This is a genomic window from Polaromonas sp. P1_E12 (genome assembly GCF_056405975.1).
Map to the genome: position 1 here is coordinate 352,903 of NZ_JBFUBB010000007.1, position 12,893 is coordinate 365,795.

Annotated in this window: 11 protein-coding genes; 7 read left to right on the forward strand and 4 right to left on the reverse strand. The window is 61.2% G+C overall.

The annotated features are described in order from the left end of the window. Nucleotides 1-54 precede the first annotated feature (54 nt). The 4 genes from AC1D13_RS19930 to AC1D13_RS19945 form a co-directional block, all read right to left on the reverse strand. Nucleotides 55-348, reverse strand: a complete 294-nt coding sequence (locus AC1D13_RS19930; RefSeq protein WP_457280849.1) for a BolA family protein — start codon at nt 346-348, stop codon at nt 55-57. Continuing rightward, on the reverse strand, nt 345-971 hold the full coding sequence (locus AC1D13_RS19935; RefSeq protein WP_457280850.1) for a septation protein A: 627 nt from the start codon (nt 969-971) through the stop codon (nt 345-347). The genes AC1D13_RS19930 and AC1D13_RS19935 overlap by 4 nt, the downstream gene beginning before the upstream one ends. Before the next feature lie 153 nt (nt 972-1,124). Then, complete coding sequence (gene msrB / locus AC1D13_RS19940) at nt 1,125-1,538, reverse strand: peptide-methionine (R)-S-oxide reductase MsrB (RefSeq protein WP_457280851.1); 414 nt, start codon at nt 1,536-1,538, stop codon at nt 1,125-1,127. 31 nt (nt 1,539-1,569) lie between these two features. Then, entirely contained in the window at nt 1,570-3,063 is a 1,494-nt protein-coding gene (locus AC1D13_RS19945; RefSeq protein ID WP_477666000.1) for a protein adenylyltransferase SelO, read from the reverse strand. Nucleotides 3,064-3,186: 123 nt separating this feature from the next. Here AC1D13_RS19945 and AC1D13_RS19950 point away from each other — a divergent pair, with 123 nt between their 5' ends. From AC1D13_RS19950 to AC1D13_RS19980, 7 genes are all read left to right on the forward strand, one after another. Continuing rightward, a complete protein-coding gene (locus AC1D13_RS19950) occupies nt 3,187-4,815 on the forward strand; it encodes a 3-(methylthio)propionyl-CoA ligase (protein WP_477690168.1) in 1,629 nt (542 codons plus the stop codon). Nucleotides 4,816-5,126: 311 nt separating this feature from the next. Further along, complete coding sequence (locus AC1D13_RS19955) at nt 5,127-6,374, forward strand: branched-chain amino acid ABC transporter substrate-binding protein (RefSeq protein ID WP_477666042.1); 1,248 nt, start codon at nt 5,127-5,129, stop codon at nt 6,372-6,374. Between the two features lie 82 nt (nt 6,375-6,456). Further along, nucleotides 6,457-7,410 carry a branched-chain amino acid ABC transporter permease gene (locus AC1D13_RS19960; RefSeq protein ID WP_477666002.1) on the forward strand — a complete coding sequence of 318 codons (954 nt, stop codon included), beginning with the start codon at nt 6,457-6,459 and terminating at the stop codon, nt 7,408-7,410. A gap of 8 nt (nt 7,411-7,418) precedes the next feature. Beyond that, entirely contained in the window at nt 7,419-8,711 is a 1,293-nt protein-coding gene (locus tag AC1D13_RS19965; protein ID WP_457280855.1) for a branched-chain amino acid ABC transporter permease, read from the forward strand. A 117-nt stretch (nt 8,712-8,828) separates the two neighbouring features. After that, entirely contained in the window at nt 8,829-9,605 is a 777-nt protein-coding gene (locus AC1D13_RS19970; protein ID WP_457280856.1) for an ABC transporter ATP-binding protein, read from the forward strand. After that, nucleotides 9,605-10,300 carry an ABC transporter ATP-binding protein gene (locus AC1D13_RS19975; RefSeq protein WP_074574254.1) on the forward strand — a complete coding sequence of 232 codons (696 nt, stop codon included), beginning with the start codon at nt 9,605-9,607 and terminating at the stop codon, nt 10,298-10,300. The genes AC1D13_RS19970 and AC1D13_RS19975 overlap by 1 nt, the downstream gene beginning before the upstream one ends. Nucleotides 10,301-10,776: 476 nt before the next feature. After that, nucleotides 10,777-12,885 carry a 3-hydroxyacyl-CoA dehydrogenase NAD-binding domain-containing protein gene (locus tag AC1D13_RS19980; protein WP_477666003.1) on the forward strand — a complete coding sequence of 703 codons (2,109 nt, stop codon included), beginning with the start codon at nt 10,777-10,779 and terminating at the stop codon, nt 12,883-12,885. Nucleotides 12,886-12,893: the final 8 nt, after the last annotated feature.

The following is a 12,893-nucleotide window of genomic DNA, read 5'->3' on the forward strand; positions in this document are numbered from 1 at the left end:
ACATGCTGACGTTGCCATGGCTCTGTGCCGAGCCCTGGGCAAATCAGCGCAGATTCAGGGTGGCTCGATGACTTCAATCGCCAGGGCGTGGAGGCCCTGATCAATGAAATTTTGCATTGCATCATACACAAGCCGGTGGCGCGCCACCCGGCTCTTGCCGGTAAAGAGCGGGCTGGCAATGCGGATGCGAAAGTGGCTACCGTAGCCTTCGGCGTTGGCGCCCGAATGCCCGGCATGCGCAGCGCTCTCGTCCAGCACCTCCAGCCATGTGGGTTGAAGCCGCGCCTTGAGCTGCTGCTCGATCTCGTGGGTGCGCACGGGCAGGGCGCTGGAAACGCCGGCGTTCATGGTGTGGCACCTGGTTTGATGTGCTTGTTCAGGTACACCGCCTGCGCCAGCACAAACACCACCATCAGACCGAGGCCACCAAACAGCTTGAAGTTGACCCAGGTGCTGGTGGAAAACGTGAAAGCCACCCACAGATTGAGCAAGCCCATCACGGCGAAAAAACCAACCCAGCTGAAATTGACCACGCGCCAGATCGGGTCAGGCAAGTTCATTTGCGCGCCCATCAGCGATTTGATGCCATTTTTCTTCCACACCAGCTGACCCAGCAGCAGTGCACCGCCCATCACCCAATACAGCACGGTAGGCTTCCATTTGATGAAGCTCTCGCTGTGGAAGTAGATGGTGGCGCCGCCAAGCACCGTCACCAGCCCCAGGCTGATCCACAGCATGGTGTCGACTTTCTTGCCGCTTACCTTGAGCCAGAGGATCTGGGCCAGCGTGGCAACGATCACAACCACGGTGGCCAACAGCACGGGCGCCTCAGCCGCGCCGACCACCCCCCCGGAAACCATAAAACCCAGCCACTCGGTGGCTGTGGCGGCAGCCCAGTCCTTGTTGCCTTCGGCGTACTTGAACATGCCGAAGAAAAGGGCAATCGGCAAAAAGTCGAAAAGAATTTTCATAAACAGATTATCGCGGGGTAAAAGAAGCGAAAGAGCTCACTGGCGTTGGGTCCCGAATTAGCAAGCATGAGCCGCGGAACCGGCTTTGCCGGGCCGCAGGCGGGCGGCCCCCTCGGGGGGCAGGAAGCTACGCGAAGCGAGCGACCGTGGGGGCTATTCCTTCTTCTTGAAATCGAGAGAAGCGGAGTTCATGCAGTAGCGCAGGCCTGTGGGAGACGGCCCATCAGGAAACACATGGCCCAGGTGCGCGCCGCAGCTGGCGCACACGGTTTCGGTGCGCACCATGCCGTGCTTGCGGTCCACAATTTCCTCAATCGCACCCGGCACGGCTTCCTCTGAGAAGCTGGGCCAGCCGCAGCCGGCATCAAATTTGGTTTCCGATTCGAACAGCTTGGCACCGCAGCAGATGCAGTGATAGCTGCCGTCTGCCCAAACAGCCTCATATTTTCCGGTGTAGGGGCGCTCGGTGGCGGCGTGGCGCGTGACTTCAAAGGCCGCAGGCTCAGCGCCTTTTTCTGCCAGCAGGGCCTTCCACTCGGCGTCGGTTTTCTGGATCTTGGTGCTCATGTTCTGTTCCTGGCGTGAGTTGGCGGAGGTGTTACGAACTGCAACTGATTTCAATGGACGAGGCCCAGTCTGGGGGGAAATCCGCAAAGCTCTCGTGCCCCGGGTGCTCATCAGATGGGGCCTGCAGCAAGGCAAGCAAGGTGTCGACCCCGGAAAAGTCTTTTAGTTTCGCGGCGCGTATGGCTTCTTCACCCAAATGGTTGCGCAGAACGAATTTCGGGTTGTTCTTGAGCATCAAATCGGCCCGCAGCCCTTGATCCACCTGCGCGAGGCGCTCTGAATACTGTAGCGCCCAGGCGTTGAAGGATTCCCGGTCAAAGAACAGGTCACGCAGGGGTTCATGGCCGCTTTGTGCCGTGAAACCATTCAGGCGCCGCCAGAAGATGGTGTAGTCCACCTTGTTGGCGGCCAACAGTTTGAAGGTGTTGTCCACCAGGGCCTTGTCCTCGGGTTGCTCGTCCGCCAGGCCAAGTTTGCTGCGCATTCGGGCCTGCAATGCCTCAGGGAACAATGTTTTGTAGGGTTCCAGGGCTGCAAGCGCCTGCTCCTGGTCTTCAATCAGCGGCAGCAAGGCCTGTCCCAGGCAGAACAGGTTCCAGTAGGCCATGTTGGGCTGCTTGTTGTAGGCATAGCGGCCCTGGGTGTCCGAATGGTTGCAGATATGGCCAGGATCAAACGCATCGAGAAACTGGAACGGGCCATAGTCAATGGTCAGCCCCAGGATGCTCATGTTGTCGGTGTTCATGACGCCATGGCAAAAACCTGCAGCCTGCCACGCTGCCATAAGGTGTGCGGTCTTTTCGCTGACGGCCTCCAGCAGCGCCGCATAAGGTTGCTTTGCCTCGCGGCAGGCAGGGTAAAACCGGTCGATGACGTGGTCGGCCAGCACCTTGAGCTGCGCATGCTGGTCGTTGTAACTGAAATGCTCGAAGTGGCCGAAGCGGATGAAGCTTGGCGCAGTGCGGGTCACCACGGCGGCGGTCTCGATCTCCTCGCGCCGCACGGCCGCGTCGGAGCCGGTAACGCACAGCGCCCGCGTGGTCGGAATGCCCAGGCCATGCATCGCTTCGGAGCACAAAAATTCGCGAATCGAGCTGCGCAGTACAGCCCGGCCATCGCCCATGCGGGAGTAGGGCGTTTTGCCGGCGCCTTTGAGCTGGATTTCCTGTGGCCCGCGCGGAGTATTGATTTCGCCCAGCAACAAGGCACGGCCGTCACCAAGCTGCCCGGCCCAGACGCCAAACTGGTGACCGCTGTAGACGCTGGCCAACGGCTCGGAGCCGGGCAAGACGCTATTGCCGGTCAAGGCTTCCAGGGCAGCCTGCGATTCAAGCCATTCTGCGCCCAGCCCCAGTTCGCGCGCCATGCTGCGGCTGCGGCCGACCCAATAGGGATCTGGCAGGGGTTGCGGTTGCAAGCGGGTGTAGAAGTCACCACCCAGTTGGGCGAAGCTGTTGCTCCAGGTCAGCGAGGTGCCGACAGAGGAGCCTGCATCGTCGGGCGCCGGAAGGTTTGCAGAGGTCATCGGCAAATTGTCCCCTACCTGACATGAACCCGTGATTTCACGGGCAATCCCGCATGACCGTCATGGTGCGCTGCGGCATGATGCCCACTTGCTGAACACTATTTAACCAATGGAGACTTCCCGATGCTTGGGTTAATGCAAAGCCAGCCGCTGCTGATTTCCGGCCTGATCGAATTTGCGGAGCGCCATCATGGCGACGCCGAAATCGTCTCGCGCCGCGTGGAGGGCGACCTGCATCGCTACACCTACAAGGATGTCGCCCATCGGGCGCGCCGGGTTGCCAATGCGCTGGACGGCCTGAAGCTCGCATTCAGCGACCGCGTTGCCACGCTGGCCTGGAACGGCTACCGGCACCTGGAGCTTTATTACGGCGTGAGCGGATCTGGCCGGGTGCTGCATACCATCAACCCGCGCCTGCATCCGGATCAGATCGCCTGGATCGCCAACCACGCCGAAGACCAGGTGCTGTGCTTTGACCTGAGCTTTCTGCCACTGGTGCAAGCCGTGCACGCCCGCTGCCCGACCATCAAGCACTACATCGCGCTGTGCGACGCCGACAAGCTGCCGGCGGATTCCGGCGTGCCCAACCTGCAAAGCTACGAAAGCTGGATAGGCGCCCAGACTGCCGACTACGCCTGGCCCAGTTTTGACGAAAACACCGCCTCCAGCATGTGCTACACCAGCGGCACCACGGGCAATCCCAAAGCCGCGCTCTACAGCCACCGCTCCAGCACGCTGCACGCCTATGCGGCTGCGCTGCCCGATGTCATGAGCATCTCCGCACGCGACGCCATCCTGCCCGTCGTACCCATGTTCCACGTCAATGCCTGGGGCATTCCGTACTCGGCCGCGCTCACCGGCGCCAAGCTGGTGTTCCCCGGACCGGCCCTGGACGGCAAATCGATTTACGAGCTGATTGAGGCCGAGAAGGTCACTTACGCCGCCGGCGTGCCCACCGTTTGGCAGATGCTGCTGACCCACATGAAGCCTGCCGGGCTGAAATTTTCAAGCCTGCGTCGCACCGTCATTGGCGGCTCTGCTTGTCCCCCCGCCATGATCAATGCCTTCCGCGAAGACTACGGTGTGGAAGTGCTGCACGCCTGGGGCATGACCGAGATGAGCCCGTTGGGCACGCTGTGCTCGCTCAAGAACAAGCACGACGCACTGCCGGAAGCAGAAAGAATGAAGATACGCCTCAAGCAGGGGCGCGCCATCTACGGCGTCGACATGAAGATCGTCAATGCCGACGGCAAGGAACTGCCCTGGGACGGCAAGGTCTTTGGCGACCTTTACGTCAAGGGGCCGTGGATTGTGCGCGAATACTTCAAGGGTGAGGGCGGTGACCCGCTGGTGGACGGCTGGTTCCCGACGGGCGACGTCGGCACCATAGACGCCGACGGTTATCTGCAAATTACAGACCGCAGCAAGGACGTGATCAAGTCCGGCGGCGAATGGATCAGCTCCATCGAGATCGAGAACATCGCCGTGGCGCACCCAGCCGTCGCCATGGCTGCCTGCATAGGCGTGGCCCATCCCAAGTGGGATGAACGCCCCATCATCGCGGTCGTGAAAAAGCCCGGCATGGACGTCACGCGCGACGAGCTGCTGCGCTTCTACGACGGCAAGACCGCCAAATGGCAAATCCCCGACGACGTCGTCTTCGTCGACGCCATCCCCCTGGGCGCCACCGGCAAGATGCTCAAGACCAAGCTGCGCGAACTTCTTAAAGATTACAAATTGCCACAGCCATAAAACAAAAGGGCGGTGACCTCCCTTACCAGTCGGGGCCGCGGGACTGGCTTTGCCAGACCGCAGGCGCAGCGGCCCCCTCGGGGGGCAGCGCATTACACGAAGTGAAAAGCGTGGGGGTCACGTGGGTGACATCGGCTAGGGCATTCCCTGACGCAGTGCAACATCATTTGACCTAACCTTTGCCGGTTCCCTCTGCGGATTCACCGCGCATTCATACAATTTTCAGGAGACAAGGGATGACAACCCAGAACCGATTTTTCGCACGGCATGCAGGCATCGCCCTGGCGGTGTCTTCCATGCTTTACAGCGGCATGGCGCTGGCCCAGGCGCCCGCCAAGGCCGCAGCGCCCGCCAAAGCTGCAGTTGCAGCACCGGCCACCGGTGCCGTCAACCTGAACCAGACTGTCAAGATCGCCTGGCTTGATCCACTGTCCGGCCTGATGGCGGCCGTGGGCACCAACCAGCTCAAGGGCTTCCAGTTCCTGGCCGAGCAGTTCAGCAAGAAGAACAAGGCCGGCGTGAAGTTCGAGATCATCGGCATCGACAACAAGCTCAGCCCGCAGGAAACCACCAATGCGCTGAAGTCCGCCATCGACCAGGGCGCGCGCTACGTGGTGCAGGGCAACGGTTCCGGCCCGGCGCTCGCCATCATGGATGCACTGTCCAAATACAACGAACGCAACCCCGGGAAGGAAGTCGTCTATCTCAACTACGCCGCGGTGGACCCGGACCTGACCAACAGCAAGTGCGACTACTGGCACTTCCGGCTCGATGCCGACACTTCCATGAAGATGGAGGCCCTGACGGCCTTCATGAAGGACCAGCCCGACATCAAGAAGGTCTACCTGATCAACCAGAACTACTCGCACGGCCAGCAGGTTGCCAAATTCGCCAAGGCCAACCTGGCCTCCAAGCGCCCCGACGTCCAGATCGTCGGCGAGGACCTGCATCCGCTGGCGCAGGTGCGCGACTTCGCGCCCTACATCGCCAAGATCAAACAGTCGGGTGCCGACACCGTGATCACCGGCAACTGGGGTTCCGACCTCTCGCTGCTGGTGAAGGCCGCCAACGAGGCGGGCCTGAACAACGTCAAGTTCTACACGTATTACGCCGGCGTCACCGGCACGCCGACCGCGCTGGGCGCAGCTTCGGCCGGGCGGGTCTACATGGTGTCTTACAACCACCTCAACATGGGCGGCGAGATCCAGCAGGTCCAGGCCGACTACAAGAAGAAGTTCAACGACGACTTCTACACCGGCGCGATCTTCCATGCCTTCACCATCCTGACCGAAGCCATGGCGCAGACAAAATCGACCGAGCCGGCCGTCGTGGCCAAGGCCATGGAAGGCCTGCGCTTCAAGAGCTTCAACGGCGATGTGGAGATGCGAAAGACCGACCACCAGCTGCAGCAGGGCCTTTACATCGACAAATGGGAAAAAGCCGGCGGCAAATACCCTTACGATGCCGAGAACACCGGCTACACCTTTGTGCCGGTCAAATACTATGAGCCCTATGTGGCCAGCACGCCTACCTCGTGCCAGATGAAGCGCCCGGGGTGATTCCCGCGTCCCGCTGACGGACACAGGCCCGATCCGAGTTCGGGCCTTTTTTCATCCGGCTTTTTGCAACAGGCGCTTATCGATGAATCTGGAATCCTTCACCATCGCGATGCTCAACGGCCTCAGCTACGGCTTGCTGCTGTTCATGCTCAGTTCCGGCCTGACGCTGATCTTCAGCATGATGGGCGTGCTTAATTTCGCGCACGCGTCCTTCTACATGGTCGGCGCCTATATCGCCTACAGCACCTCGCAGGTCATAGGCTTCTGGTGGTCGCTGCTGGTGGCGCCGCTGCTGGTGTTTGTGATGGGTGCGGCTTTCGAGCGCTTTTGCCTGCGCAAGGTGCACAAGTTCGGCCACGTGCCCGAGTTGCTGGTCACCTTCGGGCTGTCTTACCTGCTGCTGGAACTTGTGCAACTGGTCTGGGGCCGATCGGCCGTCAACTACGTGCTGCCCGAAGGCTTGCAGGGGCCGCTGTTCACGGTGTTCGGTACCAACTTCCCGAAATCGCGCGCCTTCATCATGTTCATTTCGCTGGCCATGCTGGCCGGCATCTGGCTACTGCTCACGCGTACGCGCATAGGCCTGGTCATCCAGGCCGCGCTCACGCATCCTGAAACCGTGGAGGCACTGGGCCACAACGTGCCGCGCGTCTTCATGCTGGTTTTCGGCGGCGGCGCGGCGCTCGCGGGCCTGGCCGGCGTCATAGGCGGCAACACCTTCATCACAGAGCCAGCCATGGCCGGCTCGGTCGGCGCCATCATCTTCGTCGTCGTGGTGGTGGGCGGCATGGGTTCGCTGAGCGGCGCCTTCCTGGCGTCCCTGCTGATAGGCCTGATACAGACCTTCGCGATCCAGATGGACCAGTCGTTGATGACACTGCTGGTGAAATTCAGCTACACCGTGACGCCCGAGACCTTTGGCTATCCGCTGCTCAAGCTCACGATTTCGCAGGTGGCGCCCATCCTGCCGTTCCTCTTTTTGGTGCTGATCCTTATCTTCCGGCCCAAGGGCTTGCTTGGTACACGGGAAGGATGAATCGCCACATGTCTACCGCTTACCACCAATTCAAACCCTACAACGTCGGCCGCTGGCTGCTGTGGTCGCTGTACGCGCTGCTGCTCATTGCCGCGCCCATGATGTTCAAGAGCAGCCTGGCGCTCACCATGCTGTCACAGGCCGGCTACCTGGTCATCATCTGCCTGAGCTACAACATCCTGCTGGGGCAGGGCGGCATGCTCAGTTTCGGCCATGCGGTCTATGCCGGGCTGGGTTCCTTCCTGGCCGTGCACGCGATGAATCTGGCCGCCAAAGGCAGCTTTTACATCCCGCTGCCGCTGATCCCGCTGGTGGGTGGCCTGTCGGGCCTGTTCTTTGCCGTGCTGTTCGGCTACGTCACCACCAAGAAGGCCGGCACCACCTTTGCCATGATCACGCTGGGCGTGGGCGAACTGGTGTTCGCCATGTCGCTGATGTTCCCCGAGTTTTTCGGCGGGGAGGGCGGCATCACTACCAACCGCGCTTACGGCAAGCCGGTGTTCGGCATCAGCTTCGGCCCGCAGATCCAGGTTTATTACCTGATCGCGTTTTATTGCTTCATCTGCACGGCGGCCATGTTCGCCTTCACGCGCACGCCGCTGGGCCGGATTTTGAACGCTGTGCGCGACAACCCCGAGCGCGTGGAGTTCATCGGCTACAACACGCAGCGCGTGCGCTACTACGCCTTCATCATTGCCGGTTTCTTCGCCGGCATAGGTGGCGGTCTGGCGGCCATCAATTCGGAAATCGTCACGGCGGAAGTGGTGAGCGGTGTGCGCTCAGGCAGCCTGCTGCTGTTCACCTTCCTGGGCGGCGCCACCTTCTTCTTCGGCCCCATCATCGGCGCCGGCCTGCTGGTGCTGGCGCTGATCCTGTTGTCGGAACTGTCCATGGCCTGGCTGCTCTATGTGGGCCTGGTCTTCCTGTTCATGGTGATGTATGCGCCCGGCGGCATCGCCAGCCTGATCATGATGAATTTGCGCATAGCCTCCTTCGGCAAGCTCAGGGAGCTGTGGGTGGGCTACCTGGGCCTGGCCGTAACGGCCTTCACAGCGCTCGCCGGCGCGGCCGCCATGGTGGAGATGGTCTACCACCTGCAGCTCAACGCGGCCCTGGGCCCCGAGCTTGGCTTTATGGGCGTGCGCCTCAACGCCACCAACCTCAACAGCTGGCTGGGCGCCGGCTTTGTGCTTGTCACCGGCCTGGGGCTGTTCGAGCTCACGCGCCGGCAATTCCTCACGCAATGGGGCCAGATACAAAATGACATCGAGAAAGAAATCAAGCGAAGGGAATTACTGTGAGCCCCCACGCTCGTCACTTCGAGCCTGCGGCTCGATGCCCCTTTCATGGTGGTTGGGGCGCTGCGCCTGCGGCCCGGCAAAGCCGGTTCCGCGGCCCTGGCTGGTGGGGAGGTTGATATGAACTATTCGCTTGAGCTCAAAGACCTGCGCAAGAGCTTCGGCAAGACCGAAATCATCCGCGGCGCCAACCTCCAGGTACAGGCCGGCGAGCGCGTCGCCATCATCGGCCCCAACGGTGCCGGCAAGTCGACCTTGTTCAATCTCATCAGCGGGCGCTTTGAGCCCACCAGCGGCGAAGTGCTGCTCAATAGCCAGCGCATCGACGGCAAAAAGCCGTTTGAAATCAACCGGCTGGGTCTGTCGCGCAGCTTCCAGATCACCAATATCTTCCCCAAGCTCAGTGTGTTTGAAAACCTGCGCTGCGGCGTGCTGTGGAGCCTGGGCTACAAGTACACCTTCTTCCGCTTCCTGGCCGACCTGGATGACGCCAACGAGCGCGCAGACGAGTTGATGGCCATGATCAAGCTCGACAAAAAGCGTGATGTGCTGGCCACCAACCTGACCTACGCTGAGCAGCGCGCGCTGGAAATCGGCATCACGATTGCCGGCGGCGCGAACGTGATCCTGCTGGATGAACCCACAGCCGGCATGAGCCGCTCGGAGACCAGCCGCTTCATCAATCTGATCAAGGAAGTCACCGTGGGCAAAACCCTGCTGACGGTGGAGCACGACATGGGCGTGGTGTTCGGTCTGGCCGACAAGATCGCGGTGGTGGTCTATGGCGAGATCATCGCCTACGACACGCCGGAAGCCGTGCGCGCAGACCAGCGTGTGCAAGAGGCCTATCTCGGCTCTTCTGTTGCGGACGCCCAAGCGCATGGAGGAGGCCACTGATGCTGCATATCCAGAACCTCCACGCCTTCTACGGCAAAAGCCACGTGCTGCATGGCGTGCATTTCGACGTGCAACCCGGCCAGATTGTTGCGCTGTTGGGCCGCAACGGCTCGGGGCGCTCCACTACGGCCAAGGCCATCATGGGCCTGGTCGACTGCCAGGGCTCCATCCTCTGGAAAAAGCAGGAAATTGTCGGCAAGAAGGCCTACCAGATCGCTCACCTTGGCATAGGCTATGTGCCGGAAAACCGCGACATCTTCCCCAAGCTCACGGTGCACCAGAACCTGTTGCTGGGCCAGAAAGGTTCAGGCAAGGGCTCGCGCTGGTCGTTTGAAGACATGTACCAGATGTTCCCACGCTTGCGCGAACGCCAGCACACCGAGGCCGGCGTGCTCTCGGGCGGCGAGCAGCAGATGCTCACGCTGTGCCGCACGCTGATGGGCGATCCCGACCTCATCATCATCGACGAGCCCACTGAAGGCCTTGCGCCCAAAATCGTTGAGCTGGTGGGGCAGTATTTGCAAACGCTGAAGGCCAAGGGCATCTCGGTACTGCTGATCGAGCAGAAACTGACGATTGCCATGGCAATTTCCGATCGCGCGCTGGTCATGGGCCACGGCAGCATCGTGTTTGACGGCACACCCGACAGCCTGCGGGCCGATGCCTACATCCGCAAAGAGTGGCTGGAAGTGTGAGAACCTGTTTACAGCCTAAACGGGGCCGCGCAAGCCCCTTCTCGGGATGGGATGCAAGGCGCGGTGCGACGCCCATAGCCCAGCTATGGGCTAGCGCCGCAACGCCGCGGACCGCCCGAGAAGGCGCTTGCCCTCCGGGTTGGGGTGAAATCGGGCGATTGAGCCACCCAGGCTCTTGCATGGGCATTAGCCCATGCGGCGTGCCCGAGCGGCCCACTCATCCCGATTGCACCCCAACGCGGCCCCGTTTAGGCTGTAAACAGGTTCTACAAACGGTTTGGATTGTCCCGGGCATGTCGCCGCTGGGACAAAAATAGACTGAACAGTCCATCCGGAGACTTGTGCCGTCACAAACGCCCCCTACAATGGAAAAAGAACGGTCGTACTTTTTTGTGCGCCCGACCAGCGCGTGCCGGGCCGCAGCGCCAGCCGAGACAACCGAAAACTGAAACTCCATCAAGGAAAGAAGCAACGCAATGACCACCCTTTACGAAGTTCACGGCCCCGTCGCGCTCATCACACTGAGCAACCCACCCGTCAACGGCCTGGGTCACGCCACACGCCTGAGCCTGACCGACAACATCCAGAAGGCCAACGCCGACGCCGCCATCAAGTCCATCGTGATCACCGGTGCAGGCAAAGCCTTTTCGGGCGGCGCCGACATCAAGGAGTTCGGCACGCCCAAGGCGCTGATCGAACCCAATCTGCTGAGCGTGATCCGTGCGGTCGAGAATTCCGGCAAGCCCATCGTCGCCGCGATCCATTCCGTCTGCATGGGCGGTGGCCTGGAACTGGCCCTGGGCTGCCACTACCGCATCGCCGCGCCTGGCACCAACGTGGCCTTGCCTGAAGTCAAGCTCGGCCTGTTGCCTGGCGCCGGCGGCACGCAGCGCCTGCCGCGCGTGCTCGGCGTGGAACCGGCCCTGAACATGATCGTGAGCGGCGAACCCGTCAAGAGCGAGCTGCTCGCGCAAATCCCCGGTCAGAAACTGTTCGACAAGCTTGCTGCCTCGCCCGAATCGCTGGCCCAGGAAGCCCTGGCCTTTGCCCAATCGATTTCCGACACCCGGCCGCTTCCGCTGGTGCGTGACCTGCGCGCCAAGCACCCCAATGGCGACGCTTACTTCCAGTTCGCCCGCAACATGGTGAAGGGGATGGCGAAAAACTTCCCCGCGCCGCTGAAGTGCGTGGATGCGGTCGAAGCCGCAACCAAGAAGAAATTCGAAGACGGCATGACTTTTGAGCGCGAGTGCTTCATCAACCTGATGTGGACACCCGAAAGCCGCGCGCTGCGCCATATCTTCATGGCTGAGCGTGCGGCCTCCAAGATCCCCGACGTGCCGGAAGACACGCCCAAGCGCGAGATCAATTCGGTGGCTGTGATCGGCGCAGGCACCATGGGCGGCGGCATTGCCATGAATTTCCTGAACGCCGGCATCCCGGTCAAGATTCTCGAGATGAAGCAGGAGGCCCTGGACAAAGGCCTCGGCATCATCAGCAAGAACTACGAAGCCCAGGTCAAGAAGGGCAAGCTCAAGCAGGACAAATATGACCAGCGCATGGGACTGCTGAGCACCACGCTCAGCTACGACGACCTCAAAGACGCCGACCTGGTGATCGAGGCCGTGTTTGAAGAGATGGGTGTCAAGGAAAAGGTCTTCAAGGAACTGGACCGCGTGATGAAACCGGGCGCCATTCTGGCCTCCAACACCTCCACGCTGGACGTCGACAAGATCGCCGCCTTCACCAAGCGTCCGCAAGACGTGGTCGGCCTGCATTTCTTCAGCCCGGCCAATGTGATGAAGCTGCTGGAAGTGGTGCGCGGCGCCAAGACCGGCAAGGACGTGTTGGCCACCGTGATGACGATGGGCAAAAAGATCAAGAAGACGGCCGTGATCTCTGGCGTCTGCGACGGCTTTATCGGCAACCGCATGATCGAGCAGTACGGCCGCCAGGGCGGTTTCCTGCTCGACGAAGGCTGCACGCCCGAACAGGTCGACAAGGCGATTGAAAAATTCGGCTTTGCCATGGGCCCGTTCCGCATGGGCGACCTGGCCGGCAACGACATCGGCTGGGCGATCCGCAAGCGCCGCTACACCGAAAAACCAGACATGAAGTACAGCAAGACCGCTGACCTTCTTTGCGAAAAAGGCCGCTTCGGCCAGAAAACCGGCGCCGGCTGGTACGACTACGTGCCCGGCAAGCGCGATGCGATCCCGAACGCCGAAGTCGTCAAGATGATTGAAGACCACCGCACCAGCCTGGGCATCACACCGCGCAAGATCTCTGACGAGGAAATCGTACAGCGCCTGGTGTATTCGCTGGTCAACGAGGCCGCGCACATCCTGGAAGAGGGCATTGCCTCCAAGGCCAGCGACATCGACATGGTCTACATCATGGGCTATGGCTTCCCGGTCTACCGCGGCGGCCCCATGCTGTACGCCGACCAGGTCGGTCTCTTCAATGTGGTGCAAAGCATGAACCGCTTCGCGCAGAACCCGCTGGACGACGCCAAATTCTGGAAGCCCGCGCCCCTGCTGGCCAAGCTTGCGGCTGAAGGCAAGACCTTCAACCTGTCCACCTAAGCCCAGCA